This window comes from Paraburkholderia sp. MM5384-R2 (assembly GCF_014201025.1).
GTDB lineage: Bacteria > Pseudomonadota > Gammaproteobacteria > Burkholderiales > Burkholderiaceae > Paraburkholderia > Paraburkholderia tuberum.
Genome location: NZ_JACHDI010000003.1, coordinates 263,898 through 288,724 on the forward strand (window position 1 = coordinate 263,898; position 24,827 = coordinate 288,724).

Sequence of the window (24,827 nt, forward strand, 5' to 3'; positions counted from 1 at the left end):
CGAACTCACGGCATCAACGCGCGTTTCCATCACTTCAAGAACCACGGTCCGGATGATGAACAGCAGCAAGTCCCACTCGACATCGCAGCGCTGGTCGACCCGGCTGCATTCGATCGTCACCGCGATCTATCGCAAGCGGCCGGTCTGGATGGTGTCGTTTGCGGCGAGCGAGGCGAATCTGTCGGAGGGCTTGAGGGCGGCGTGCGCATCGACGGCGATGCTCGCGCTCGGCAACGTGCTGCACGATCCGGTATTTGCGTGGGCGGCGATCGGCGCGTTCTGGACCTGCCTCGCCGATGCCGCCGGCTCGAACCGCGCGCGCTTCATGTCGATGATGAGCTTCGCGCTGCTGTCGACGCTGTGCGGCGGCATGACCGCGTTCGCGTCCGCCTCGGGTGCCGCGTGGGCCGCGCTCGCGGTGCTCGCGTTCACGACGCTCGGCGCGTTCGGCCGCATCTGGGGCGCGGCCACGTCGCAGGTGACGATCCTCGCGGCGACCGCCTGCGTCGTGATGGTCGATCGGCCGATGCACGACGCGCGCGCGGGTGTCGCGTTTCTCGGCGTCTATTTGGTCGGCTGCCTGTTCGCGATCGTGCTGAGCTTGACGGTGTGGCGCATTCATCCATTCGGCGCGAGCCGCGCGTCGTTGCGCGCGGTGTATCTGCGCCTCGCCGATGTCGCGTTCGATAGCGCGCGGCTTGTCGGCGGCCGTGCCGCGCCGCGCGAATGGGCCACGCATGCCGCGCGCTTTCGCGCCGATGCGCGCGCGTCGCTCGAACGTTCGCGCGATGCGCTCGCGAACGTGCCCGCATCGAAGGCGGGCGGGGCGGCCGTCTACGACACGTTGCTCGGTTTGCTGACCGGTGGCGAAGCGTTGTTCGCGTATCTGATCGCGGTGTCGGGCGCGGGCGCGAAAGTGCCCGACGATCCGCGCCGGACGCGACGCGCGGTGCGCTCCCTCAATGCGATCGGCGAAGTGCTCAGCGACATCGGCGGCGCGACCGGCGACGCGCGCTGGGAACGTCTCGCGGACCCGCAGGCGCGTCTGCGGCGTCTCGCGCATCGGCTCGAAAGCGCGTTGCTCGAACCGGTGAAGCTGCAATCCGGTTTCGAGCTCGTCGATTTCGCGCCGCGTGAGGTGCACGTCGAGCCGTGGAGCGCGTGCATCGCGCGTTATACGGCGCGCGCGTGGTCGACGCTGAAGGCCAACCTGTCGTGGCAGTCGGTCGGCTTGCGCCATGCGGCGCGTGTCGGCGTGACGACTACGGCGGGCTTCGTCGTGATTCGCGCGCTCGGTCTGCCGTTCGGCTATTGGGCCACGATGGCCACGCTGCTGATCCTGCAGCCGTCGATCGCCGCGACCTGGCCGCGCAGCATCGAACGCGCGACGGGCAGTATCGTCGGCGGCGTGCTCGCGGCGGCGATCGGCTATGCGATTCATTCGCCGCTCGGCATCTCGCTTGCGGTGTTCCCGCTGGTGATGGCGACGATGGCGCTGCGCCCCGTCAGTTACAGCCTGTTCGTGCTGTTCCTGACGCCGACCTTCGTGCTGGTCGCCGACTTCGCGACGCCGGGCGCCAACGAGTTGGCGTTCGCGCTGACGCGGCTCGGCAACAACGTGCTCGGCTGCGTGCTCGCGCTGCTCGCGACGTTCCTTCTATGGCCGACGCGCGAGAAGCTCGATGTGCGCGTCTATCTCGGCGATGCGGTGCGCGCGAATCTCGCGTATCTGCGCGCGTCGCTCGACGCGCCTCGGCATGGCGGCAAGGAGATCGAGCAATTGCGCCGCGCCGCGGGCCTCACCAGCAACAACGCGGAAGAAGCGATCGGCCGCGTGCGACTCGAAAAGCTCGAGGACTCGATGGCCGATACGGTCACGCTGACGGTGCTGAGCCTGCTGCGACGGATGGCCGGCACCGCGACGCAGTTGCGCCTCACCGCGAACCGTCGCGACATGCATAGCGAACTCGACGAATGGGTCGAGGCGATCAGCGCGGCGATCGAGGCCGCGCTGAATCGCACGTTACGGCCGGTGCGGCTCGACTTACCCGCTCGCGAGCAGTTGACGTCGCTGGAAGCAGATGTGGTGGGCGAGCTGGCGCGGGTGCATCGGCTGCTGACGGAGAGGATGCGGGAGGCGAGGGGGTAGCACGACTCAGCCGTCGGAACGCTCGCCGTCTTCCGCGACGTCATTCACCGCCGCAACCGGCAACACCGACTGCAGCGTGCACACCCCGGCCGCCAGCGCCCGTTTATCGGCCGCCGTGAGCCGCTTGACCCAATACTCGGCGCTTGACGCGCTCGACCGGTCCGCCAGCTCGAACGACGCCAGCACCCGCACCGGCTTGCGCGAGCGCGTATAACGCGCGCCCGTGCCGCTCAGATGTTTGTCGAAGCGAGCAGCGACATCGGTCGCGATGCCGGTATAGACGCTGCCGTCCGAGCATTCGAGCAGATAGAGAAACCACGCCATAACCGCGCTGCTAGCCTTTGAACGGATTGTGTTCGCGCAGCTCGTCCACGTACGCGTGGATGCTGTTTTTTTCGTTATCGAGAAAATGGCCGACCGCATCGGCGAACGCCGGATGCGCGAGCCAATGCGTCGAGCGCGTGACCGTGGGCAGAAAGCCGCGCGCCATCTTGTGCTCGCCCTGCGCGCCACCTTCGAATGCGCCGAGTTTTTCTTCGATGCAGAATTCGAGCGGCTGATAGTACGCGGTTTCGAAGTGCAGGCACGGCACGTGTTCGAGCGCGCCCCAGTAGCGGCCATACAAGGTGCCGCCGGTTTTCTCGTCGCGCTGATAGACGACGAGCGAGCTCGCGATCGGCTTGCCTTCATATTCGGCGATCACGAGCAGCAGATTCTCCGGCATCGACGCGCCGATCATCCGGAAGAAATCGAGGTTCAGATACGGACTCGAAAAATGCTCGCGATAGGTTTGCCGATAGCACTTGCTGAAGAAGCGCCAGTCGGCATCCTCGATGTCTGCGCCGCGGATCCTTCGCATCGTGATGCCGGCCTCGTGCACCTTGCGCCGTTCGGCGCGGATGTTCTTGCGCTTCTTCTGTTCGAGCGTCGACAGAAAGTCTTCGAAGTCGCGATAGCCGTCGTTGAGCCAGTGAAACTGCACGCCTTCGCGTTGCATCATGCCGATATCGGTGAGCGCGTTCGCTTCGCTCTGCGTCGGAAACAGCACATGCAGCGACGACACCTCGGCCTGCTCGGCGAACGCCATCAACGTGGCCGCGAGATGGCGCAACGCATGCTCGTTCGCCGACAGCAGCCGGTTGCCCTGTACCGGCGTGAAGGGCACCGCGCACAGCAGCTTCGGGTAATAGGGCAGGCCGTTGCGCTTGTACGCGTCGGCCCAGGCCCAGTCGAACACGTACTCGCCGTACGAGTGTCCCTTCAGATAGACGGGCGCCGCCGCCGCGAGCATGCCCGTGCGCGCGTCGGTCAGCGTGACGAATTGCGGCGCCCAACCGGTGTCGGGAACCGCGCATTGCGTCGCGTTGAGCGCGCTCAGAAACTCGTGCCGCAAAAACGGCGTGGGCTGCGCCTGCGCGGCGAGGAGGGCGTTCCACTCGGCGGCGTCCACCTCGGAGGGCGAGGCCAGAATGCCCGTGCGATAATCGATACGTTGCTGGTTCAATCTGAGTGACTGTATGCAATGACCGGCGCGGCGCTGTGAAACTGAAGCTGCCACGTCGTTCGTTGAGTTCGTTTATCCGGTTTGTTCAATCCCGTCGAGCCATCGAGCCGCGGTACCGCGAGCCGTGAAGGCTTGCCTGTCGATCCTGCCATGAAGACCCGAATCGCTCTTGCTCAAATCAATGTCACCGTCGGCGACTTCGCCGGCAACGTCGCGAAGATCGTCGCCGCCGCGCGCGCCGCGCACAGCGATGGTGCGAAGCTGCTGGTCGCGCCTGAACTCGCGCTGTCGGGTTATCCGCCCGAAGACCTGCTGCTGCGCCCCGCGTTCTACACCGCGAGCGCGGCCGCGTTGGCCGATCTCGCCGCACAGTTGAAGCCGTTCACCGGTCTGCATGTGATCGTCGGCCATCCGCTGCGCGACGGGTCGGACAACCTCGCGCACAGCCCGGCGAACGGCCATGGTAATGCAAACGCGCCGATCGAGCGCGGCGTGCCGCCAGTCGATACGTTCAATGCGGCGTCGCTGATCGTCGACGGCGAAGTGAAGGGCACCTATCGCAAGCAGGATCTGCCGAACACCGAAGTGTTCGACGAGAAACGCTACTTCGCCTCCGACCCGCAGCCGTTCGTGTTCGAACTCGACGGCGTCAAGTACGGGGTCGTGATCTGCGAGGACGCGTGGCATGCGTCGGCCGCGCAGATGGCAAAGGCCGCGGGCGCGCAGGTGCTGCTGATTCCGAACGGCTCGCCGTACCACCTGAACAAGGAGGCGGTGCGCTTCGACATCCTGCGCGCGCGCATTCGCGAAACCGGTATTCCGATGGTCTACGTGAACATGGTCGGCGGCCAGGACGAACTCGTGTTCGATGGCGGTTCGTTCGTGCTCGACGCGCGGGGCGAACTCGTCGCGAAGCTCGCGCAGTTCGAGGAAGCCACGGCTGTCGTCGAGTTCGACGCTGGCACGCCGCTGCCGGCCGCGATCGCGCCGGAGCAGTCGATCGAAGCGCAGGTCTACGCGGCGCTCGTGATGGGCGTGCGCGACTACATCGGCAAGAACGGTTTTCCTGGTGCTTTGATCGGTCTGTCGGGCGGCGTCGATTCGGCGCTCGTGCTGGCCGTTGCATGCGATGCGCTCGGCGCCGACAAGGTACGCGCGGTGATGATGCCGTCGCGCTACACGGCCGATATCTCGACCAGCGACGCCGCCGAGATGGCGCGCCGCGTCGGCGTGCGTTACGACGAGATCGCGATCGCGCCGATGTTCGACGCGTTCCGCGGCTCGCTCGCCGAGGAGTTCGCGGGCCGCGCCGAAGATGCGACCGAAGAGAACATTCAGGCGCGCATTCGCGGCACGCTGCTGATGGCGCTGTCGAACAAGTTCGGCTCGATCGTGCTGACCACCGGCAACAAGAGCGAGATGGCGGTCGGCTATTGCACGCTGTACGGCGACATGGCCGGCGGCTTCGCGGTGATCAAGGACATCGCGAAGACGCTCGTGTACCGGCTGTGCCGCTATCGGAACGCGGCCACCACGTTTGCGACGGGCGACGTGATACCCGAGCGGATTCTAACGCGCGCGCCGTCCGCTGAACTGCGCGAGAACCAGACCGACCAGGACAGCCTGCCCGAATACGAAGTACTCGACGCGATCATGCGCATGTATATGGAGGAGGACCGTTCGCTCGCGGAGATCATCGCGGCGGGTTATCAGGTCGACGACGTGAAGCGCGTCACGCGCCTGATCAAGATCAACGAGTACAAGCGCCGTCAGGCGCCGATCGGCATTCGCGTTACGCATCGCGCGTTCGGCCGCGACTGGCGTTATCCGATCACGTCGCGCTACACCGAACCGGTGGAGTGAAAGTCGACACCCGCGCGCGGATGCCGCAATGCATCCGGCGCGGCGTAGAATAAAAATCATCCTTTTCCTTTCCACTCTTCCCATCAAGAGACGAGGTTCGCCATGAAGCGCATCACCGCAGTCATCAAACCGTTCAAACTCGACGAAGTGCGCGAGGCCCTCGCGGAAGTCGGCCTCACCGGCCTGACCGTTACCGAGGTCAAGGGGTTCGGCCGCCAGAAAGGGCATACCGAGCTCTATCGTGGTGCGGAATACGTGGTCGACTTTCTGCCGAAAGTGAAGATCGAAGTCGTGGTCGCGGACAGCCAGTGCGATCAGGTCATCGACGCGATCATCGGCGCGGCGCGTACCGGCAAGATCGGCGACGGCAAGATCTTCGTCGCGGACGTCGAGCGCGTCATCCGTATCCGTACCGGCGAAGAGAACGAAGCAGCGGTATAAGCTGACGCAATCACGCACCGGCCCGGTGCGCGCAACGGCAAAAACCGTGCGCCGAATAAAAAACGGTGCAATACCCTTGCGGATATTGCACCGATACGCGCCTCTCGCAGCAGCGTGAAAAAGATTCTCTTGAAGAAACCTGTATTACGCCCCGAGGGATGACCCTCGGGGCGCACCGTTCGATTAGAACGAGTGCTGGATACCTGCGTACACGCCGCTTTGCTGGCGGCCTTGCAGCGGGTTGTCCGTTGCAGCGGCGAAGCCCGCATTGTTCGCGTTCAGACCGAAGTTAGCATTGCGGCTGTTGCGCACCGTCGCTGCCTGCAGGTCGAGCAGCGTGCGCTTCGACAGGTTGTACGAACCGCCGATCGTGTAGATCGTCGCATTGCCCGCGCCGTTGTTGCCGTTCACGTGGTAGACCGCCGCGATCAGCGCTGCAGCCGGCGTTGCCTGCCACGTCACACCGCCCCATTCGTGATCGAGCGTGGTCGGCTGACCGGGCAGAACGCCCGTTGCGCCTGCCGAACGGACCGCCTGGTAAGCGGCCTGAATCTTGAACTGGCCGAGGAACACGTTCAGCAGAGCCGAGTACTCGCGCGATGCCGCGAACACGCCGTTGCTCGTGTTATTTGTATTGATGCCGTTGTTGGCAACCGGGCCACCCCACAACCCACCGGTCGTCGGGTTGCGGATTTCGTCGTACAGACCGCGGATCTGGAACAGCGAGCTGGTGTAGGTGATCTGCGCACCAGCTTCGCGACCTTGCGGCGTCGTGCCGTTACCGTTCCAGCTCGTCGCGTTCGACAGCGCGTACTGACCGTAGAAGTCAAAGCCTGCGATCTTCGGCGACTGGTACGCGAAGTTGTTGCTCGACTGCGGCCAGTTGCGGCCACGCACCAGCGATGCCGACGACCAGTCCGACTGACCGAACGGGTCGAAGTCCCACACGCCGTTCGAGATGAAGAGCATGCGGCCCATCGTGAACGTACCGTACTGGTTGTTCGAAATACCGACCGTTGCCCAGCGATTGAAGAGACCGCCGCCGCCGGGACCTGCGCCCGTCATCGTGTTGAACGAGCCTTCCAACTGGAACAGGATCTTGTTGCCGGCGCCGATGTCCTCGACACCCTTCATGCCCCACAGGCTGGTGCCCCAGTCGCCGCTTTCCGCCTTGAAGCGGTTCGAGCTGGTGTTGGCCGCGCCGTTGGCGTTAGCGCCGGTCGGGACGCCCGACATGTACTCGAGACCTGCATCCAAACGGCCATACAGCGTGACGCTACTCTGAGCGTGTGCAACAACGCCGGCCGACATCAGCGCAGCGACGAGCAAAGCTTTCTTCATCTTCTCCTCCATACCCTGTCAAAAAAAAACCCAGTACTGCGAGTGGTGTTCGGACGCGATAAGCACCGAACAGAAAGCGGTACCAGGGAGAGTGGCGGGTGGATAGGGATTCTCCTGTCATGACATGTAGCGTCGAGCTATCTTTGCATCATGCCGATCCCACGCCGACCGGTTCTCCTCTGTGTTTTGAAGTGAAACTACTTTTAATCAACTTTGTTTTGCTACTTTGGTTACCAATTTATCAAAAATAACTTTAACTGGAAGAAGAAATTAGTACCGTCCACAAGGGGTGTCGCCAAATTGCAATACGAATGTGGGCCGACACCCGAAGCAGTTCCTCGGGAAAAGGCGCCAAGTCTTGTCCGGCAAGGGAATCGCGGCCTGGAAGCGGTCGCATTAAGGATTGCCACTATTGACGAGTAAAAAGTGGCAGTGTAGGGCGAAAACTCGGCCTGAATGGCCCGTTTTTTGGGATTTTCGGCGCTTTTTCGTCGTTCGAATGGCCGGGCGGAAGGACATGGTAGAAACGAAAAAGGCGCTCGTAAGCGCCTTGTAAAACTACATTGACTACATTTTCGATGCCATTCGCATCATAAGTCGCGGGTAATTTTATTACTTGAGACTGCCCGACAGGAATTGCTTCAGACGTTCGCTCTTCGTGTTCCTGAACACATCGTCGGGATGGCCTTCTTCCTCGACGCGGCCCTGGTGCAGAAACATCACGTGGTTCGACACGTTGCGCGCGAAGCCCATTTCGTGCGTGACGACGATCATCGTGCGGCCCTCCTCGGCGAGCTTCTGCATTACCTTCAGCACTTCGCCGACGAGCTCCGGGTCGAGCGCGGAGGTCGGCTCGTCGAACAGCATCACGTCGGGGTGCATTGCCAGCGCCCGCGCAATCGCGACACGCTGCTGCTGGCCGCCCGACAGATGCGACGGATACTGCTTCTCGAGACGCGGCGCGAGACCGACCTTCTCCAGATATTCGCGCGCGCGGTCCTCGGCTTCCTTGCGCTTCAGACCGAGCACATGCACCGGCGCCTCGATGATGTTCTCGAGCACGTTCATGTGCGACCACAGGTTGAAGTGCTGGAACACCATCGAAAGCTTGGTGCGCACACGCTGCAACTGCTTCGGGTCCGACACGCGCAACGCGCCGTCCTTGGTGGTCTGCGTGCGCACTTCCTCACCGTCGACGAAAATGCGCCCCGCGTTCGGCTGTTCGAGAAAGTTGATGCAGCGGAGCATCGTGCTCTTGCCCGAACCGGACGAACCGATCACGCTGATCACGTCGCCGGCATTGGCTTTCAGCGACACGCCCTTGAGGACTTCGTTGTCGCCGTACTTTTTGTGAAGCTCGTCGACGAAGAGCTTCTGCTTCTTGGAGTTCATCAGGATCCTTAACGAGCTTGCTTGTCCAGGGATGCGCAGTTACTTGCCTTGCGGCCGCAGGTAAGCGAGCCAGCGACGCTCGGCGCGGCGGAACAGCCACACGAGCGCGAAAGAAATACACAGATACAGCAGCGCGGCGATGCCGAACGCGTTGAACGACTGGTACGTCGCGGAGTTCACGTCGCGCGCGATCTTCAGGATGTCCGGCACCGTGGCCGTGAACGCGACGGTGGTCGCGTGCAGCATCAGGATCACTTCGTTGCTGTAGTAGGGCAGTGCGCGGCGCAGCGCCGACGGCAGAATCACGCGCCGGTACAGCGTGAACGACGACATGCCGTACGCGCGCGCCGCTTCGATCTCGCCGTAGGGCGTCGCCTTGATCGCGCCCGCGAAGATTTCGGTCGTGTACGCGCAGGTATTCAGCGTGAACGCGAGCAGCGTGCAGTGCATGCCGTCGCGGAAGAACGCGTTGGTCAGCTCGTTGTTGCGGATGATCTCGAGGCTGTAGAGACCCGTGTAGCACAGCAGCAGCTGCACGTAGAGCGGCGTGCCGCGGAAGATATACGTATAGAGCCACACGAGGCCCGCGAGCCATTTCTTCTTCGACACGCGCGCGACCGCGAGCGGCACCGACAGACAGAAGCCGAGGCCGATCGACACGACCAGCAGCCATAACGTGATCGCGACGCCGGTGAAGCGATAGCCGTCGGTGAACAGATAGTTGCGCCAGTATTGCTGAATGATCTCGATCATAGATCCGCCTTTCGCACGCCGGTCGAGTAACGCTTTTCGAGGTACATCAGCACGAAGTTCGACACGGTGGTGATGACGAGATAGATCGCCCCCGCGAGCAGGGTAAAGAAGAAGAACCGCAAGGTACCCTTGCCGGCGTCCTGCGAGGCCTTGACGACGTCGGCGAGACCGATGATCGACACGAGCGCGGTCGCCTTGACCATCACCTGCCAGTTATTGCCGATGCCCGGAAGCGCGAAGCGCATCATTTGCGGGAACATCACGCGCGAGAACACCTGCCAGCTCGTCATGCCGTAGGCGGCGCCCGCTTCGAGCTGGCCGCGCGGCACCGCGATAAACGCGCCGCGGAAGGTCTCGGTGAAGTACGCGCCGTAGATGAAGCCGAGCACCACGACGCCGGCCACGAACGGGTCGATGTCGATCTGCTCCCAGCCGAGCGCGTCGGTCAGGTTGTTCAGCCAGATCTGGATGCTATAGAACAGCAGCAGCATCAACACGAGATCGGGCACGCCGCGCACGAGCGTCGTATACACCGTGCCGATGCCGTTCGACAGACGGTTCTTCGACAATTTCGCCGCCGCGCCGAGCAGGCCGAGCACGAACGCGAGCGCGAGCGAGAACACCGCCAGCTTGACGGTTTGCCAGGTGCCGCTGAGAAGCAGCGGGCCGTAGCCTTGAAGGAACATAGGTAGTCCACGACGATGCGCTACGCGCACCGCGAAAGACGCGGTCCGCGTAGCGCCGCGTCGGGGACGAGCGCCTGGCTCGCCGTGATCCGCGGCGCACAGCGTGCCGCTGTGCAAATCATGCTGCAGAAACGTTGGTGCTCCTACAGCGCGCTTGTGGGACTTTCGTCTCGGATTGTTTTGAATCTACTGCCTGGTGTCGCCACCTTCGTTGCCGCTTTCACTGCCACCGGCACGAGCCGGCTTACCACGCAGTATCCTGCCTGTTTCGCTCAACGGCCAGGATAAATGTCGAAATCGAAGTACTGCTTTTCGAGCTTCTTGAACGTGCCGTCCTGATGAACCTCGGCGAGCGCCTGATTGAACTTCGCCTTCAGCTCGGCATCGCCCTTGCGCAGACCGATCGCGGTGCCTTCGCCGATCGTCTGCGGATCCTTCACTTCCGGACCGGCCAAGGAGAATCCTTTGCCGCGCGGCGTCTTCAGAAAGCCGGCGTCGGCCTGCACTTCGTCCTGCAGCGCGGCGTCGAGGCGCCCCGACGCGAGATCCGCGTACACCTGGTCCTGATTCTGGTATGACACGACGAGCACGCCCTTCGGCTCCCACCAGGCCTTCGCGTACTGTTCCTGCGTCGAACCCTGCTCGACGCCGACGTGCTTGCCTTTCAGCGATTCAGGGGTGGGCAGAAGCGGCGAACCGGTTTTCGGAATCATGCGGGCGGGCGCGTCGAACATCCTGTCGGAGAAGTCGATCTGCTCGCGGCGCTTGTCGGTGACGCTCAGCGAGGAAACGATCGCGTCGAACTTGCGAGCTTTCAGCGCCGGGATGATGCCATCGAGATCCTGCGAGACCCACACGCACTTCACGTTCATCTTCGCGCACAGCGCGCGGGTCAGGTCGGCATCGAAACCGACGATGTCGCCATCAGGCGCCTTCGATTCGAATGGCGGATAACTGGCGTCGACCCCGATGCGCACCGTTTTCCATTCTTTCGCCATCGCGCCGGTGGCCATGACTGCCAGAGCCACGCACAGTGCGAACTTCTTCATGTTTCTCCTGAATCAAACTGATCGTCGTGATGACACGACTCGACGAGCACCGGCCGAGGGCCGACGGTCGCTATTCTAGGCGGTCAAAATTGCCGTGCCGCTGGGATTGTCGCCGCGCTCTGGTCGTCCTTGCGCGGGCGGTTCGTCCGACGTGGCGCGCCGGTCCGGCGCGTTCGGTGCTTATCGGGCGTGGCTCGCACGGTTTGGTGCCGAGTCGAAGCCCGTCGCGCACCGGTTGCGGCCCGCCCGCCGAGGCTTGCCGGCGCGCCCTGCACGTCCCGCGGGACGTCCAGGCGGCTCGAAAAGCGCGGTATTTTACCCGAAGAGCGGCAAGCTGCCAGCGCAGCGCGGCATCGAGCGGCAAGACGCCGTGCAACGCGTTGTGCGTGCGCGACGCCGGCGTGGTTTTGCGGGCGCCGGGCATCCGGGCGCCGGGCTTTCCGCGCGATGGGCTCGCCGGTCGCGCGATTGCACGCAGCGATGGAACGCTGCGGTGCGGTTGCGCACGATTGTTATGGGGCGGCGCAACCCCTACATTCCCAACATCGCTCTGATTGACTACTTACCGGGAGACTTTCCATGATCGAGATTCGCCGCTCCGCAGAACGCGGTCACGCCAACCACGGCTGGCTCGACTCGTATCACAGCTTCTCGTTTGCCGATTACCGCGACCCCGAGCACGTGCACTTCGGGCCGCTGCGCGTGATCAACGAAGACCGCATCGCCGGCGGTCAGGGTTTCGGCGCGCACGGGCATCGCGACATGGAGATCGTCACGTATGTGCTCGAAGGCGCGCTCGCGCATCGCGACAGCTTGGGCAATGGCTCGACGATCCGTCCCGGCGACGTGCAGCGCATGAGCGCGGGCACCGGCGTGCAGCATAGCGAGTTCAACGCGTCGCGCGACGAATTCGCGCACTTGCTGCAGATCTGGATCATCCCGCGCCGCGCGGGCGACCAGCCCGGCTACGAGGAAAAGCGCTTCGACGCCGACAGCAAGCGCGGCCGCCTGCGCGTGATCGCGTCGCCCGACGGCCGCGACGGCGCGGTGACGATCCATGCGGACGCGTCGATCTACGCGGGACTGTTCGACGGCGCCGAACACGCGACGTTCGCGCTGCCGGCGGGGCGCCTCGGCTATCTGCACGTCGCGCGCGGCACGCTGAGCGTGAACGGCACGGTGCTCGAGGCGGGCGATGCCGCGAAGCTCAGCGACGTCGACACGGTGACGCTGGAAAAGGGCGACGACGCGGAAGTGCTGCTGTTCGATCTGGGTCAGTTGAACGGCTGATTCAAGCAGTTGATTCGCGCTGGCCGCCGATCGGGCAGCGAGCAGCGCCAAACGGCAACGCCACGGAAAACCTCTTCCGTGGCGTTTTCCTATTAGCGAGGCGCCCTCCCTGGTCCGCCTCGCGAATGCGCCGCTTATTGATTGGCGGCCGGCGCCGACGCCGCGCCCTTGTGATGCTCCCAGCGCTCGCGCATCTTCTCGTGACGCTGCTCCATCCGCGCGAAGCGCTGCTTCAGCGCCGTGCTGACGGTGGTCTTCTGCTGGTCGTTCAGGCCGTTATAGAACTTCAGCCACGCGTCGGTGGTTTGCTGACGCAGTTGCGCGTCCTTCTGCTCGATCTGCTGATGCGTCGCGGCCATCGCGTTCAGATCCAGGATCGGCTGTTGCTGTGCGGCCTTGAACTGGTCTTGAACCTGCTTGTGGTTGGCGCGCATCGCTTCGTGGTTCTGCTTCATCGTATCGAGCGCGTTTTGCCACAGCTTTTCCTGATCCGCGTTCAGCTTCAGCCGGTCGTGGAGTTGGGTCAGTTCCTTCATGAAGTGGCCATGCCAGCCGCCGGGCCCGCCGTGCGCCTGCTCGGCGGGTTGGGCGGCGTAAGCGGCGCCCGCGCCGATGGCGAGAGCGGTGGCAGCAACGGCGAGAACGCGCGACATCTTTTTGGTGGACATATGAGGCTCCTTGTAATGGAATAGCCGACGAAGCAACCGGTCTTTGGACTGCCTGCACTCGGTAAGGCACAGCGTAGAGAACCGGGTGCGCCGCTGTGTTACGCGCCCGGACGCCGCTATTACCAGCAATTACGTGTGGCTTTCACCGTAACACCCGGTAACCCTTCAGACCGTTTGGAAAACGAAATCCCTTTTAGCTGCGCGTTAAACTTCATTCCATGGCTACTCAAATCCTGGTCGTCGACGACGACGTCGAACTGCGCGATCTGTTGCGCGACTATCTCGCCCGTCAGGGCATCGAAGTTTCGGTGCTGCACGACGCGGGCTCGCTCGAACGGCGCCTCGAGCGCGAGCGCCCCGACCTCATCGTGCTGGACCTGATGATGCCCGGCGTGGACGGCCTCACCGCGCTGCGCAAGCTGCGTGCGTCGGGCGACGATATCCCCGTCATCATGCTGACCGCGCGTGCGGACGACGTCGATCGTATCGTCGGGCTCGAACTCGGCGCGGACGATTACCTCGGCAAACCGTTCAATCCGCGCGAACTGCTCGCGCGCGTGCAGGCGGTGCTGCGGCGGCGCCGCACGCTGCCGTCGGCGGCCGCGCCCGAGCAGCGCGAGCCGTTCAGCTTCGGCCGCTTCACGCTGGATTTCCAGTCGCGCACGCTGCATCTCGAAGACAAGCCGCTTACGCTGTCGGGCAGCGAGTTCGCGCTGCTGAAGATTTTCGTCAATCACCCCATGCGCACGCTCACGCGCGAGCGCCTGCTGGAACTGCTGCACGGTCCCGAGTACGACGGCACCGACCGCGGCATCGACGTGCAGGTGTGGCGCCTGCGCCGCATTCTCGAAACCGATCCATCCACGCCGCGCTTCATCCAGACCGTGCGCGGCCGCGGTTACGTGTTCGTGCCGGACGGCGAGCAGCATGCGCCGGCCCATTGATTCGCTGTTCGGGCGGCTCGCGCTGCTCGTCGTCGCGGTGCTGTTGCTGTCGCATTTCGCGTGGTATGCGCTGATGCGACTCGAACGTTCGCAACTGCAAACGCGCTACGCGGTCGAGGAAGCGACCTTCCTCGTCGACGCGGTGCGTCAGCACGTCGCCCGCACACCGGATCAACCGCTGCCGTCGCGTGTGAAGCTGGTCGACCCGGCGAGTCCGGACGTGCCGGCGGCCAGCGCGAACATGCCGCCGCCGCTCGCGCGTTTCGTCGAGGACGTGCGCGACCGCATGCCGGCCGACACCCAGGTGCGCGTCGGTCCGCCCGGCGCTCCGCCCATGCTATGGGTGCGCGCCGTGACCGATCAGAACTGGATCGTCGTGCCGGTGCAGCCGCTGCGCATGCCGCGCTCGCTCGACCGCACGGTCTTGTGGCTCGTCATCATTTTCTCGTTTGCGGTGATGGCGGCGCTGTTCGCCGCGTGGGCGCTGCAGCGGCCGCTGCGCTTGCTCGCGCAGGCGGTGGCGCGCTTCGGTCGCGGGCTGCCGGTGCCGCCGGTGCCCGAGCGCGGGCCGCGCGAGTTGCGGCAACTCACCCATGGCTTCAATCAGATGGTGCAGGAAGTCGCGCGAACCGAGAACGATCGCGCGGTGATGCTTGCCGGTGTCGCGCATGACCTGAAGACGCCGCTCGCGCGTCTGCGGTTGCGCGCCGAAATGATGGACGACGCGAAGACGCGCGACGGCGTCGTGCGCGACGTCGATTCGATGACGCATATCGTCGAGCAGTTCCTGCTGTTCGCGCACGACGGCGCGGACCGCAGCGAACCCGTGGAAGTGGATGCGCAGTGCGAGCGTGTCGTGCGCAGCTATCGGGCGGTGGCCACCAGTGCGCCGACCGTGCACACGGAACTGAACGCCGGGCCGTCATTTCTGCTGCCGGCGGCCACGCTCGATCGGATTCTGTCGAATCTGATCGACAACGCGCATGCGTATGGCGCGCCGCCGGTGGTCGTCGCGACCGCGCGCACACCGCAGAGCTTTACGCTATCAATTAGCGACAACGGCACGGGCATCGCAGCCCAGGACCTGATCAACGCGAGCCGGCCGTTCGTGCGGCTCGATCCGGCGCGAGGCGGCAACGGCCATAGCGGGCTGGGCCTTGCGATCGTCGAGCGGCTCGTGCGGCGCGCGGGCGGTGAATGGGAAATCGGCAATCATGGCGGCCGCGGTTTGCGGGTGTTGATGAGTTTTCCGTTCGACGTGCTGCCGCGGGTCGCGACCGCCTCGGAAAACGCCTGGTAGAAGCAGGGGTGTTGGAGTCGTGATGCGCGCGCGAAGCGTCGGCATCGCGAGCGGCGAGAGCTCAGTCCGAAAACAGCGTATTCAACGCGTTCGCCGTTTCGCTATCGACGGTATTCCACGTCACCGATTCTGCCTCGAAAATATAGTGCGTCGTGTATTTGCCGAGGCGCGCGAGTATTTCCTCCTGAATCAGTTCCGGCGCGACCTCCAGCTTCAGATACCACGCGGTCGACGACAGACGCGTCTGGAACGCGCCGTATTCGGCGAGCAGATGGTCGAAAGCATCAGCGTCGTGATCGCGACAGACGATCACCAGATTTCCCTTCATGCGAATCTCCCGTTAGTGCGGTAGTGACAATCCGATATCAGGATTGATGATACCTGCTTCGTTGCGGGAGGCTCGGCGTCGTTTTCAGCACGGGGCAGGGGTCGGCGTGGGTTGGCTGAGCGGAGAGGGCGATACCGTCGCGCGCTGAATATTTCGGCGAGCGTCAGGCATTCACCAGGCATTCACCGCGGTGCGCGTAGGCGGCGCCGTATCGTCGGGCGGCAGTGCTTCGGTGCGGTCGCGTCCGCCGGTCTTCGCCGCATACAGCGCGGTATCGGCGCGGCTCATGAGACGCTCGGGCAGATCGTCGGGCGACAGTTCGGTGATGCCGATGCTCACGCTCAGCCCCGCCGAGGCCGGCAGCTTCGGCGAGGGCACCGCTTTCAACCGCAGCCGCAGACGCTCGACGACCTCGCGCCCGCCCGTCAGATCGGTGGCCGGCAGCAGCAGGCCGAACTCTTCGCCGCCGAGCCGGCCGACCGCGTCGGAGCCACGCAGCTCGGCGCGACACGTATCGACGAAATGTTCGAGCGCGCGGTCGCCGGCGGCGTGGCCGAAGCGGTCGTTGATCTGCTTGAAGTGGTCGAGATCGGCGATCGCCATGCACAGCGGCTCGCGCCCCGCGTGCGCGCGATCGATCTCGTGGCGTAGCAGGTCGAGGAAATAGCGCCGCGACAGCGCGCCGGTCAACGCATCGTGCCGCGCCTCCGCCGACAGCAGCGTATTGGCCGACTGCAACTGCTCGGCGAGATCGCGTGTCGCGCGATGGTGGCGCCGCTCGCGTACGTAGGACACGGTGATCACCCACGCGAGCGCGACGGTGCCGGCCAGCGTCAGGAACACCAGCAGGTGGTCGCGCTTGTGGTTGCGCAGCAGCTCCGGCCACGCGGCGAGCGGATCGACCAGGTGCGCGGAGAGCCCCGAGTTCAGGCCGCCGCGGTTCTGATAGAGCGCCGGGGCCGGCTGTTCGATCATGCCGAACAGCTGCGCGGCGACCGACGCCGGCACCCACGGCGCCTGCTCACGCACTTGCGTGTCTTCGCGGATCAGCATGTCGGGGAACGTCTCCCGGCGGTAGATGATGCGCCGCTCGGCGGGGCTCATCAGCGTGACGCGCGAGTTCGGCAACGCGTGGCCTTCGAGCGCGCTGTTGTGCGCCATGATGATGACGCCGTTGTCGTCGGACACGAAGGTGCCCGCGTGCGCGACCCAATGGCGCAACCGCGCGATGCCGACCTTCGCGACCACCGCGCCGACCAGCAGCCCGTCCGCATACACCGGCGCGGCGATGAAGATGCCCGGCTCGCCGCTCGCGCGACCCACGCCGTAGGCTTCGGAGAATGCGCCGAGCAGCGCGTTGGTCAGATAGCCGCGCGCGCGCATGTCCACGCCGACGAACGATTGCTGCGCACCCTCGGGGTTCGACATCGTGCCGCTCGACGCAACACAGATGCCGTTCGCGTTGACGATCCAGACCTGATCGAGCCCGGAGAAGCCCTGCGCTTCGTGCAGGAACCTGCTGACCCCGGCCATCTTCGGATCCTTGAGCAAGGCGGATCGCAAGGCGGGTTCCGCCGCCTCGCTGTTCACGGCATAATTCTGCGATTGCACGAGGGCACGCTGGACCACGTCCATTTCGGCCATGGTTGCGGGGATGGCGCGGGACATCGCGAGGTCGCTGGCAATCACTTCAGCCATGTTGTCGACGATCGACGTGGACATTTGCCGCTGCGTGTGCAACGCCGCGTCCAGCTCTTGCTGTACCATCCGGTCCGCGACCATGCCAGCCACGAACCAGCAGACGAGTACGATCAGCACGAAGCTGACCGGCCCGGCTACCTGGCGCAAGGTTGTCCTGTTCATCGACCCTCTGATCCGTCTGGCTGTGACATGCAACTTGCTCGTTCGTGGGCAGCGCGCTCTCAACGCTGTGTCGTTATCTGCATCAGCTGCGGTTTCGTCCCGTCGCGAGCGAGGTGCGCTGCGCCGTCGCCATGTCCGGGATGAACCGCTGATAAACAGGTACGTCGTTTCCCGATTTTAACCGTCGCGGGGCACGATGCCACCGTTATTGCTGGGATGCCGCCTGCATATGCCGCGCCGATCAGATTCTTAACGGCAACCGCGCCGCTTTCTTGATAGCTGTGCGGGCCAATGAAGCGATCGAGCGACGATGGCCGGATGGCCGGGGGCGACGCGCCGATGTGGCTTGCGCGCCACGCCGCGAGACGGCCTCGCGACGTGTCACGCTGAAGCACGCGGCAGCAGAGTACAGTGCGGCGCGGCGACGCGTGCCGGGGCTTGCTGAAGCCTTACGCCACGGCCTCGCGAGGCCGTATCGCAATTTGCGGCGAAAGGTTGTGCCTGAAACATAGGATGGTGTAGTGTCGTGCCGTCCAAAACGAGGAAAGCCCGCCAGCCCTCGGGCGGCGCCCGCGGCGACAGGAGTTCGGCGTGATGGTTGTGGTCGTGGCCGACGCGTTCACGAACCTGTCCATTGCCGGCCCATGTGTCTCCAACGCTAACGATTTACCACGCACGCGCGTTTTGCCATGCCTGATTTCCGCTTTCCGGACCGACCCATAGACCGCCGCGGAGCAGCCGCGGCCTCCTTCGAGCGTTCGAATGCCTGTTTGAAGAGGGAGGGCATCTGATGGATTTCAGCTTCGACCTGAAGCGCACCGCCAATGCGTCGGCATGGCGCGTGTTGCCCAACCGCTGGGACTTCGTCGCGTTCCCGCTGATCATCTGCCTGATCGCGATGGCGTCGATCGGCTTTCACGAGACGCTCGCGCCGATGTCGACGCTAAAGACGCAGGCGATCTCGCTCGATCCGGCCAACCTGCCCGAGTACGCGATGCGCACCACGCTGCGCATGCTCGCGGCGATGGTCGCGTCGCTGATCTTCACGCTGGTCTACGGGACGCTGGCCGCCAAGAGCCGCCGCGCCGGTCTCGTGCTGGTGCCGATTCTCGACATCCTGCAGTCGGTGCCGGTGCTCGGCTACATCTCGTTTACGGTCACGTTCTTCCTCGCGATGTTCCCGGGCCGCGTGCTCGGCGCCGAACTCGCCGCGATCTTCGCGATCTTCACGAGCCAGGCGTGGAACATGACGTTCAGCTTCTATCAGTCGCTGCGCACGGTGCCGCGCGATCTCGACGAAGTCTCGCGCGGCTTTCATCTGACTTCATGGCAGCGCTTCTGGAAACTCGAAGTGCCGTTCTCGATGCCCGGCCTGATCTGGAACATGATGATGTCGATGTCGGGCGGCTGGTTCTTCGTCGTGGCTTCAGAAGCGATCACGGTCGGCAATCATACGGTTACGCTGCCGGGCATCGGCGCCTACCTGGCGCAGGCGATCAGCGACAAGAACCTGCACGCGATCGGCTGGGTCATCCTCGCGATGACGGTCGTGATTCTCGCCTACGACCAGTTGCTGTTCCGTCCGCTCGTCGCGTGGGCCGACAAGTTCCGCATGGAGTTCACGAGTTCGGGCGATGCGCCGGAATCGTGGCTGCTCGACCTGATCCGCCGCACGCGGCTGATTCACCGGTTGCTCGTGCCGCTCGGCTGGATGTTCGCGCGCGCGGCTCGGGTGCGCTTCCAACTGCCGGCGTTCAGCGCACCGCGCTTTCACATCCCGCAGCGCGAGAAGAACTCGAAGCTCGGCGACATCATCTGGGCGGCGATCGTGCTGCTCGCCACGGTGTATGTGGTGTACCGCGTGTTCCTGTATGTGCGGACCGGCGTGACGCTCGACGAGATCGGCCACGTGTTCGTGCTGGGCCTGATCACGCTCCTGCGCGTGGTCGTGCTGATCGCGATCGCTTCCGTGATCTGGGTGCCCGTCGGCGTGCTGATTGGCCTGCGCCCCGCGCTCGCGGAAAAGATGCAGCCACTCGCGCAGTTCCTCGCGGCGTTCCCGGCGAATTTGCTGTTCCCGGTATTCGTGATCGCGATCGTGCGCTTTCACCTGAATCCGGACATCTGGCTGTCGCCGCTGATCGTGCTCGGCACGCAGTGGTATATCCTGTTCAACGTGATTGCAGGTGCAAGCTCGTATCCGAACGACTACCGCGAGGCGGCCAAGAATTTCCACATTCGCGGCTGGCAGTGGTGGCGTCAGGCGATGCTGCCGGGCATTTTTCCGTACTACGTCACCGGTGCGATCACCGCGTCGGGCGGCGCGTGGAACGCGAGCATCGTTGCCGAGTTCGTGCAGTGGGGCGATACCAAGGTCGCCGCGCATGGCCTCGGCGCCTATATCGCGCAGACTACCGCGGCGGGCGACTATCCGAAGATCATCGTGGGCATCGCCGTGATGTCCCTGTTCGTGACCCTGTTCAACCGTCTGCTGTGGCGTCCGATGTACGCCTACGCCGAAGGCAAGCTCCGTCTAGATTGAGGAATGAAGGCTTAACGCGATGCAAAATCCTAAAGCTGCTATGACCGCCGCGCCGATCCAGACGCCGCCGAAGCCCCCGCGCCTCGGCGAGGAAATCCTGCGCGTGAAGGACGTGTGCCGCGGCTTCAACAAGACGCAGGGCGAACTGCTCGTCCTCGACGACGCGAATCTGTCGCTGCGCGAGGGCGAGATCGTCGGCCTGCTTGGCCGTTCGGGCTCGGGCAAGTCGACGCTGTTGCGCATCATCGCCGGTCTGATCGAGCCGACCGACGGCGAAGTCACGTACATGGGCAAGCCGCTCGCAGGCCCGGCCAAGGGTGTCGCGATGGTGTTCCAGACCTTCGCGCTGTTTCCGTGGCTGACCGTGCTGCAGAACGTGGAAGCGGGTCTCGAGGCGCAAGGCGTCGGCGCGTCCGAGCGGCGCACGCGCGCGCTCGCCGCGATCGACCTGATCGGCCTGGACGGCTTCGAAAACGCGTATCCGCGCGAGTTGTCGGGCGGCATGCGCCAGCGCGTCGGCTTTGCGCGCGCGCTCGTCGTCGATCCGACGCTGCTGCTGATGGACGAGCCGTTCTCCGCGCTCGACGTGCTGACCGCCGAAACGCTGCGTACCGACCTGCTCGATCTCTGGACGCAGGGGCGCATGCCGATCAAGGCGGTGCTGATCGTGACGCACAACATCGAGGAAGCGGTGTTCATGTGCGACCGCATTCTGGTGCTGTCGTCGAACCCGGGCCGCGTGATCGCCGAGATCAAGGTGCCGTTCAAGCATCCGCGCAACCGTCTGGACCCGGCATTCCGCCGCCTCGTCGACGAGATCTACGCGAAGATGACCGCGCGTCAGACCGACGAAAAGACCAAGAAGGGGCTGGAGCTCGGTAGCTGGCTGCCGCACGTGTCGACCAACCTGATGGCCGGTCTGATCGAAACGCTCGCCGCCGCGCCGTATCACGGCCGCGCGGACATGCCGGAAATCGCGCGCTCGCTGCATCTGGAGGTCGACGATCTGTTCCCGATCGCCGAAGTGCTGCAGCACCTCGGTTTCGCCGACGTGCGCGAGGGCGACATTTTCCTGACGCCGCCGGCGCGCGTGTTCTCCGAGTTCGGCACGCAGGAACGGAAGATGATGTTCGCCGAGCATCTGCTGCGGCACGTGCCGCTCGCGGCGCGGATCAAGAAGGTGTTGAACGAGCGGCCCGGACATCGCGCGCCGCGCGTGCGTTTCGAGCAGGAGCTCGAGGACTTCCTGTCGGACAGCGCGGCGGAAGAGACGCTCGACGCGGTCATCAACTGGGGCCGTTACGGCGAGATCTTTTCGTATAACGACCAGACCGAAATCTTCAGTCTGGAAGACGTGGAGTCTTAAGCCTGGGTTGCCGCGGAAACGACTGCGGTTCAGACAAAAAAGCGGCGAGGAAAACCTCGCCGTTTTTTTATTGCAGATTGCCCCAGCGTGCAACCGCCGGCTCGGCCGTCGCCCATTTCCAACCCTTGTCCTGCTGGCACGCGCTCGCCGTGAACCACCTCTCGGGCGCGTTCGGGCCGTCGCCGTCCTGCACCGAGAACACGAAATCCTTGCACAGCGCGAGCGCCGAGCTGAACGCGCGGGTCACGCGCACCTCGCCATGGCCGTTTTCGATCGGCAAGGTGTGCTTGACCGACCACGGTTTCGTTTCGCCGACCGGCATCGTGCCGACCAGCGCCGCCATCAGATCCTGCTGATCCTTGTGCATGCTGCGCATGTAGCGCGCGACCGCTTCGTCGGTCGCGGCCTGCACGGCCACGCCGACGCCGAGCGCGACGGCCGGATTGCTGGTCACGAGGCCCGACGTGACACCCGCCGCCGCGCCGCTCGCCGCGCCGATCGACGCGCAGCCGCTCGCCAGCAGGCTCGCGCCGACGCATAGCGCGCCGGCTGCGACGAGCCGCATCCGATCACCCATCGGAACGCCAAGCGAACGCAATTTCATTGCAGCGCACCCCAGCGCTCGGTGGCGGGTTCGGCCGATGCCCAACGCCAGTCCTTACCATCACGGCAAACCGATGCGATGTAGAACGCGCTGCTCGCGGGCTTGTCGCGCGTTGCGTTTTGATCGACGGAAAAGACGATCTCCTTGCAGTCGAGCGGGCCGGTGCTGATCAGACGGCTGACGGTCACGCGGCCGTGTTCGTCGTCTTCGATTGGGAAAGAGTGGGTGATGCTCCACGGGGCGACCGCGCCGACCTCGAGCGGACCGGCCGCCTGCGCGATGCTGTTCTGCGTATTCGTGTGAACCACGCGCTCCGAGTACTGCACACCGGCACGCGCGGCGGCGACCGCGCCAAGACCGATACCGGTCGCGACCGCCGCATTGCTGGTGACCTTGCTGGCGACCGCGGCGCCCGCGACACCGGCGCCCGCAACCGCGCCTTCCGTGTACAACGAACTACAGCCGCTCAATGCCGACGAAACCGCCAGCGCCAGCGCGATCAGCGCTGTTACGTGGGGGCGTTTGCCAGCGACAACGGACTTCGCGTTGACAACCCACACCATGTTCTTTTGCATTTCTCCCGTCCCCGCCCGTACAGGTGCCTGCGTTCACGCTTCGCGCGTGTAAACGAAGGACACGTCGTTCATTACGCAGCCGCATTGTGCAGGATGCGTTTTGTAATTGGCAGCGAAAAAATGCAAGAAATTGCAAAACATCGTGCGCTGCGATGTTTTCTGTCGCATGGGCGGGCTTACCTGGCTCTGCCAGGTATTTGGGACATCAGGTGAATTTGCCGTCGGCGTGAGACGTTGAGCAGGTGAATTCGGTGCCGCGAAACGCGCGGCGAAAGGATCATGACGAACAGCGCAACAGCTGGCCGCCGCCATCGGCGGACGGCTCGCGTTGCACCGTGCCTATGAGTCGGCTTCGTCTTCCCCGCTTTCGTCGCCGTATGCGCTCAGCCGGTTGTACAGCGTTTTGAGGCTCACGCCGAGCGCTTTGGCAGCGCGTCGCTTGTCGCCGCCGCAGTACTTGAGGGTGCCGAGAATGATCTGCTTCTGCGCGTCGGCGAGCGGCGTGCCGATCCACACGCTCATCGTATTGCCTTGCGTGACCGCTTTCTTGACTCGCGACGCAAGATGCGGATGCGGCAATTCGACCGTCTTTTCCGCGAGAATGAACGCGCGATAGACGGCGTTCTTCAACTCGCGCACGTTGCCCGGCCACGACCATGAACGCAGCGTTTCGATCGAGCGTTTGCTGAAGCTCTTGTTGGTGCCTTCCTGCTGATTCAATTGCGCGAGGAAGTGTTGCGCGAGCAGCTCGCGATCGTTTTCGCGCTCGCGCAGCGGCGGCGCGCGCAGCGGAAACACCGCGAGCCGGTACATCAGATCCTCGCGCAAGCCGTTTTCCTTGACGGCTACGGCGGGGTCGCGATTGGTCGCGGCGATCACGCGTACGTTGCCGCTGATCAACTCGTTGCCGCCGACGCGATAGAACGTGCCGGTTTCGAGCGCGCGCAGCAGCTTGACCTGGCGCACCGGCGCCATTTCGGTGATTTCGTCCAGAAACAGCGTGCCGCCGTTCGCATGTTCGAAGTAGCCGACGCGGCCCTGGACCGCGCCGGTGAAGCTGCCTTTTTCGTGGCCGAACAGTTCGGCTTCGATCAGCTCATCGGGAATCGCGCCGCAGTTCACGGCGACGAACGCGCCGTCCTTGCGGCCGCTGCGCTCGTGAATGGTGCGGGCGATCAGCTCCTTGCCGGTGCCCGATTCGCCGATGATCAGCGCGGTCGCGTCGGTATCGGCGACGCGTTCGATCTGTTCGTACAGATCGAGCATTACCGGCGACGAGCCGTACAGCAGCCCGTACGATTTCAGTCCCGAGACGGCGTCCGCGACGCGCTGCTTCGCTTGTGGCGAAGCATTGCCACCGGCGGACACGGTGGGCGAGTCCAGATCGATTGACGCCATAAAAAGGGAAGTCCTGTGCAAATGGAGTTCGTGTTGCGGCGCACAGGCCTTGAATGCGATAGACCGTACAGCCACTGTCTCGTAAAAGACGATTTAACCACTTCGACACCGATTCCGGCAATCGAACTGGCAGCCGCTGAAATTGCCTTGCGCGCAATCGGTCGAAAGTGCGCGAAATTGGCTTTATCAGCGCGCTGGGGCCGGTAAATATACCGGGCACATGCATTGCATCATTGACCGTTTGATCGAGTCGTGCGAGGTTTGACGGCTACGTCGCAGCGCCGCCGGCCAGCGCAAACCGGCAACCCGCATCGTGCGCCCGAACGCCGAACTGTTGCACCTGTCGACGCACCGATTCCGCGGCAACGCACGAACGCCGAATCAGACGAGGAGTGAACGATGACTGACACCACACAACAACTTGCACTCGGCGGACAGAAGATCGTCGAGGATCTTCGGGTGCTGCTGAGGGACTCGGAGGAAATGCTGCGGCTCGCCGCCAACGTGCCGGGCGAAGGCGTCGACGCCTTGCGCGACCGGCTCGGCACGCACGTGGAAACGCTGCAATCGGCGCTCGGCGATGCGCAACGCAACGTGCATCGCCGGTATCGCGGGGCGGCGGTCAGCACCGAGCACTATGTGCGCCATAACCCGTGGCGCTCGCTCGCGCTCGCGGCGGGCACCGGTTTTCTGCTCGGCGTGCTGGTCGCCCGTTAGACGCGGCGCACGCTTGGCACGGCTGCATTCATCCGCATCACGATCCAAGGAGTT

22 protein-coding genes are annotated in these 24,827 nt (G+C 64.2%); 9 read left to right on the forward strand and 13 right to left on the reverse strand.

Annotated features, from left to right (window positions below; all coding sequences use genetic code 11):
- Positions 1 to 52: 52 nt before the first annotated feature.
- Positions 53 to 2,149: an FUSC family protein gene (locus HDG37_RS07280; protein WP_184045690.1), complete on the forward strand. Its 2,097-nt coding sequence runs from the start codon at positions 53 to 55 to the stop codon at positions 2,147 to 2,149.
- A 6-nt stretch (positions 2,150 to 2,155) separates the two neighbouring features.
- Here HDG37_RS07280 and HDG37_RS07285 read toward each other — a convergent pair whose 3' ends face one another.
- Positions 2,156 to 2,473: a GIY-YIG nuclease family protein gene (locus tag HDG37_RS07285; protein WP_184045692.1), complete on the reverse strand. Its 318-nt coding sequence runs from the start codon at positions 2,471 to 2,473 to the stop codon at positions 2,156 to 2,158.
- A gap of 10 nt (positions 2,474 to 2,483) precedes the next feature.
- The gene (locus HDG37_RS07290) at positions 2,484 to 3,653 is read right to left on the reverse strand and encodes a GNAT family N-acetyltransferase (RefSeq protein WP_184045694.1); all 1,170 of its coding nucleotides are present in this window, start codon (positions 3,651 to 3,653) and stop codon (positions 2,484 to 2,486) included.
- 150 nt (positions 3,654 to 3,803) lie between these two features.
- On the opposite strand from HDG37_RS07290, the gene HDG37_RS07295 reads away from it, so the two are divergent.
- Both HDG37_RS07295 and glnK read left to right on the forward strand, forming a co-directional pair.
- On the forward strand, positions 3,804 to 5,516 hold the full coding sequence (locus HDG37_RS07295; RefSeq protein WP_184045696.1) for an NAD+ synthase: 1,713 nt from the start codon (positions 3,804 to 3,806) through the stop codon (positions 5,514 to 5,516).
- Positions 5,517 to 5,618: 102 nt separating this feature from the next.
- Positions 5,619 to 5,957, forward strand: coding sequence for a P-II family nitrogen regulator (glnK, locus tag HDG37_RS07300; RefSeq protein ID WP_013088783.1), 339 nt, complete (start codon positions 5,619 to 5,621; stop codon positions 5,955 to 5,957).
- A 183-nt stretch (positions 5,958 to 6,140) separates the two neighbouring features.
- Here the strand turns inward: glnK and HDG37_RS07305 are convergent, their stop codons facing one another.
- The 5 genes from HDG37_RS07305 to HDG37_RS07325 form a co-directional block, all read right to left on the reverse strand.
- Positions 6,141 to 7,298: a porin gene (locus tag HDG37_RS07305; protein WP_184045698.1), complete on the reverse strand. Its 1,158-nt coding sequence runs from the start codon at positions 7,296 to 7,298 to the stop codon at positions 6,141 to 6,143.
- A 612-nt stretch (positions 7,299 to 7,910) separates the two neighbouring features.
- Complete coding sequence (locus tag HDG37_RS07310) at positions 7,911 to 8,690, reverse strand: ABC transporter ATP-binding protein (protein ID WP_184045700.1); 780 nt, start codon at positions 8,688 to 8,690, stop codon at positions 7,911 to 7,913.
- Between the two features lie 39 nt (positions 8,691 to 8,729).
- Positions 8,730 to 9,443: an ABC transporter permease gene (locus tag HDG37_RS07315; protein WP_018419774.1), complete on the reverse strand. Its 714-nt coding sequence runs from the start codon at positions 9,441 to 9,443 to the stop codon at positions 8,730 to 8,732.
- Positions 9,440 to 10,129, reverse strand: a complete 690-nt coding sequence (locus HDG37_RS07320) for an ABC transporter permease (RefSeq protein WP_184045702.1) — start codon at positions 10,127 to 10,129, stop codon at positions 9,440 to 9,442. The genes HDG37_RS07315 and HDG37_RS07320 overlap by 4 nt, the downstream gene beginning before the upstream one ends.
- A gap of 272 nt (positions 10,130 to 10,401) precedes the next feature.
- On the reverse strand, positions 10,402 to 11,178 hold the full coding sequence (locus HDG37_RS07325) for an ABC transporter substrate-binding protein (RefSeq protein WP_184045704.1): 777 nt from the start codon (positions 11,176 to 11,178) through the stop codon (positions 10,402 to 10,404).
- 579 nt (positions 11,179 to 11,757) lie between these two features.
- On the opposite strand from HDG37_RS07325, the gene HDG37_RS07330 reads away from it, so the two are divergent.
- Entirely contained in the window at positions 11,758 to 12,468 is a 711-nt protein-coding gene (locus HDG37_RS07330; protein WP_184045706.1) for a pirin family protein, read from the forward strand.
- Between the two features lie 134 nt (positions 12,469 to 12,602).
- On the opposite strand, the gene HDG37_RS07335 is transcribed toward HDG37_RS07330, so the two are convergent.
- Entirely contained in the window at positions 12,603 to 13,136 is a 534-nt protein-coding gene (locus tag HDG37_RS07335; RefSeq protein WP_184045708.1) for a periplasmic heavy metal sensor, read from the reverse strand.
- 218 nt (positions 13,137 to 13,354) lie between these two features.
- On the opposite strand from HDG37_RS07335, the gene HDG37_RS07340 reads away from it, so the two are divergent.
- Both HDG37_RS07340 and HDG37_RS07345 read left to right on the forward strand, forming a co-directional pair.
- Positions 13,355 to 14,080: a response regulator gene (locus tag HDG37_RS07340; RefSeq protein ID WP_013338547.1), complete on the forward strand. Its 726-nt coding sequence runs from the start codon at positions 13,355 to 13,357 to the stop codon at positions 14,078 to 14,080.
- Complete coding sequence (locus tag HDG37_RS07345) at positions 14,064 to 15,380, forward strand: ATP-binding protein (RefSeq protein ID WP_184021348.1); 1,317 nt, start codon at positions 14,064 to 14,066, stop codon at positions 15,378 to 15,380. The genes HDG37_RS07340 and HDG37_RS07345 overlap by 17 nt, the downstream gene beginning before the upstream one ends.
- A gap of 61 nt (positions 15,381 to 15,441) precedes the next feature.
- On the opposite strand, the gene HDG37_RS07350 is transcribed toward HDG37_RS07345, so the two are convergent.
- Both HDG37_RS07350 and HDG37_RS07355 read right to left on the reverse strand, forming a co-directional pair.
- Entirely contained in the window at positions 15,442 to 15,708 is a 267-nt protein-coding gene (locus HDG37_RS07350) for a hypothetical protein (protein WP_018419782.1), read from the reverse strand.
- A gap of 171 nt (positions 15,709 to 15,879) precedes the next feature.
- Complete coding sequence (locus tag HDG37_RS07355) at positions 15,880 to 17,571, reverse strand: sensor domain-containing diguanylate cyclase (protein ID WP_184045710.1); 1,692 nt, start codon at positions 17,569 to 17,571, stop codon at positions 15,880 to 15,882.
- Between the two features lie 790 nt (positions 17,572 to 18,361).
- Here HDG37_RS07355 and HDG37_RS07360 point away from each other — a divergent pair.
- Positions 18,362 to 20,113, forward strand: a complete 1,752-nt coding sequence (locus HDG37_RS07360) for an ABC transporter permease subunit (protein WP_184045712.1) — start codon at positions 18,362 to 18,364, stop codon at positions 20,111 to 20,113.
- 19 nt (positions 20,114 to 20,132) lie between these two features.
- Positions 20,133 to 21,479 (forward strand): AAA-associated domain-containing protein, encoded by a 1,347-nt coding sequence (locus HDG37_RS07365; protein WP_026225663.1) that lies wholly within the window; start codon positions 20,133 to 20,135, stop codon positions 21,477 to 21,479.
- Positions 21,480 to 21,546: 67 nt separating this feature from the next.
- On the opposite strand, the gene HDG37_RS07370 is transcribed toward HDG37_RS07365, so the two are convergent.
- The 3 genes from HDG37_RS07370 to HDG37_RS07380 all read right to left on the reverse strand — a co-directional run bounded on the left by HDG37_RS07370 (position 21,547) and on the right by HDG37_RS07380 (position 24,056).
- Positions 21,547 to 22,083 carry a hypothetical protein gene (locus tag HDG37_RS07370; protein WP_184045714.1) on the reverse strand — a complete coding sequence of 179 codons (537 nt, stop codon included), beginning with the start codon at positions 22,081 to 22,083 and terminating at the stop codon, positions 21,547 to 21,549.
- Positions 22,080 to 22,658: a hypothetical protein gene (locus HDG37_RS07375; protein WP_184045716.1), complete on the reverse strand. Its 579-nt coding sequence runs from the start codon at positions 22,656 to 22,658 to the stop codon at positions 22,080 to 22,082. The genes HDG37_RS07370 and HDG37_RS07375 overlap by 4 nt, the downstream gene beginning before the upstream one ends.
- Before the next feature lie 339 nt (positions 22,659 to 22,997).
- Entirely contained in the window at positions 22,998 to 24,056 is a 1,059-nt protein-coding gene (locus HDG37_RS07380; protein ID WP_184045718.1) for a sigma-54-dependent Fis family transcriptional regulator, read from the reverse strand.
- 399 nt (positions 24,057 to 24,455) lie between these two features.
- Here HDG37_RS07380 and HDG37_RS07385 point away from each other — a divergent pair, with 399 nt between their 5' ends.
- Positions 24,456 to 24,773 carry a YqjD family protein gene (locus HDG37_RS07385; RefSeq protein WP_184045720.1) on the forward strand — a complete coding sequence of 106 codons (318 nt, stop codon included), beginning with the start codon at positions 24,456 to 24,458 and terminating at the stop codon, positions 24,771 to 24,773.
- Positions 24,774 to 24,827 lie beyond the last annotated feature (54 nt).

Bases quoted from the DNA above. Each gene is read 5' to 3' on its own strand.
- HDG37_RS07280 (WP_184045690.1), top strand. From the start codon at position 53: ATGATGAACAGCAGCAAGTCCCACTCGACATCGCAGCGCTGGTCGACC.
- HDG37_RS07285 (WP_184045692.1), bottom strand. From the start codon at position 2,473: ATGGCGTGGTTTCTCTATCTGCTCGAATGCTCGGACGGCAGCGTCTAT.
- HDG37_RS07295 (WP_184045696.1), top strand. From the start codon at position 3,804: ATGAAGACCCGAATCGCTCTTGCTCAAATCAATGTCACCGTCGGCGAC.
- glnK (WP_013088783.1), top strand. From the start codon at position 5,619: ATGAAGCGCATCACCGCAGTCATCAAACCGTTCAAACTCGACGAAGTG.
- HDG37_RS07305 (WP_184045698.1), bottom strand. From the start codon at position 7,298: ATGAAGAAAGCTTTGCTCGTCGCTGCGCTGATGTCGGCCGGCGTTGTT.
- HDG37_RS07310 (WP_184045700.1), bottom strand. From the start codon at position 8,690: ATGAACTCCAAGAAGCAGAAGCTCTTCGTCGACGAGCTTCACAAAAAG.
- HDG37_RS07315 (WP_018419774.1), bottom strand. From the start codon at position 9,443: ATGATCGAGATCATTCAGCAATACTGGCGCAACTATCTGTTCACCGAC.
- HDG37_RS07320 (WP_184045702.1), bottom strand. From the start codon at position 10,129: ATGTTCCTTCAAGGCTACGGCCCGCTGCTTCTCAGCGGCACCTGGCAA.
- HDG37_RS07325 (WP_184045704.1), bottom strand. From the start codon at position 11,178: ATGAAGAAGTTCGCACTGTGCGTGGCTCTGGCAGTCATGGCCACCGGC.
- HDG37_RS07330 (WP_184045706.1), top strand. From the start codon at position 11,758: ATGATCGAGATTCGCCGCTCCGCAGAACGCGGTCACGCCAACCACGGC.
- HDG37_RS07335 (WP_184045708.1), bottom strand. From the start codon at position 13,136: ATGTCCACCAAAAAGATGTCGCGCGTTCTCGCCGTTGCTGCCACCGCT.
- HDG37_RS07340 (WP_013338547.1), top strand. From the start codon at position 13,355: ATGGCTACTCAAATCCTGGTCGTCGACGACGACGTCGAACTGCGCGAT.
- HDG37_RS07345 (WP_184021348.1), top strand. From the start codon at position 14,064: ATGCGCCGGCCCATTGATTCGCTGTTCGGGCGGCTCGCGCTGCTCGTC.
- HDG37_RS07350 (WP_018419782.1), bottom strand. From the start codon at position 15,708: ATGAAGGGAAATCTGGTGATCGTCTGTCGCGATCACGACGCTGATGCT.
- HDG37_RS07355 (WP_184045710.1), bottom strand. From the start codon at position 17,571: ATGAACAGGACAACCTTGCGCCAGGTAGCCGGGCCGGTCAGCTTCGTG.
- HDG37_RS07360 (WP_184045712.1), top strand. From the start codon at position 18,362: ATGGATTTCAGCTTCGACCTGAAGCGCACCGCCAATGCGTCGGCATGG.
- HDG37_RS07365 (WP_026225663.1), top strand. From the start codon at position 20,133: ATGCAAAATCCTAAAGCTGCTATGACCGCCGCGCCGATCCAGACGCCG.
- HDG37_RS07370 (WP_184045714.1), bottom strand. From the start codon at position 22,083: ATGAAATTGCGTTCGCTTGGCGTTCCGATGGGTGATCGGATGCGGCTC.
- HDG37_RS07375 (WP_184045716.1), bottom strand. From the start codon at position 22,658: ATGCAAAAGAACATGGTGTGGGTTGTCAACGCGAAGTCCGTTGTCGCT.
- HDG37_RS07380 (WP_184045718.1), bottom strand. From the start codon at position 24,056: ATGGCGTCAATCGATCTGGACTCGCCCACCGTGTCCGCCGGTGGCAAT.
- HDG37_RS07385 (WP_184045720.1), top strand. From the start codon at position 24,456: ATGACTGACACCACACAACAACTTGCACTCGGCGGACAGAAGATCGTC.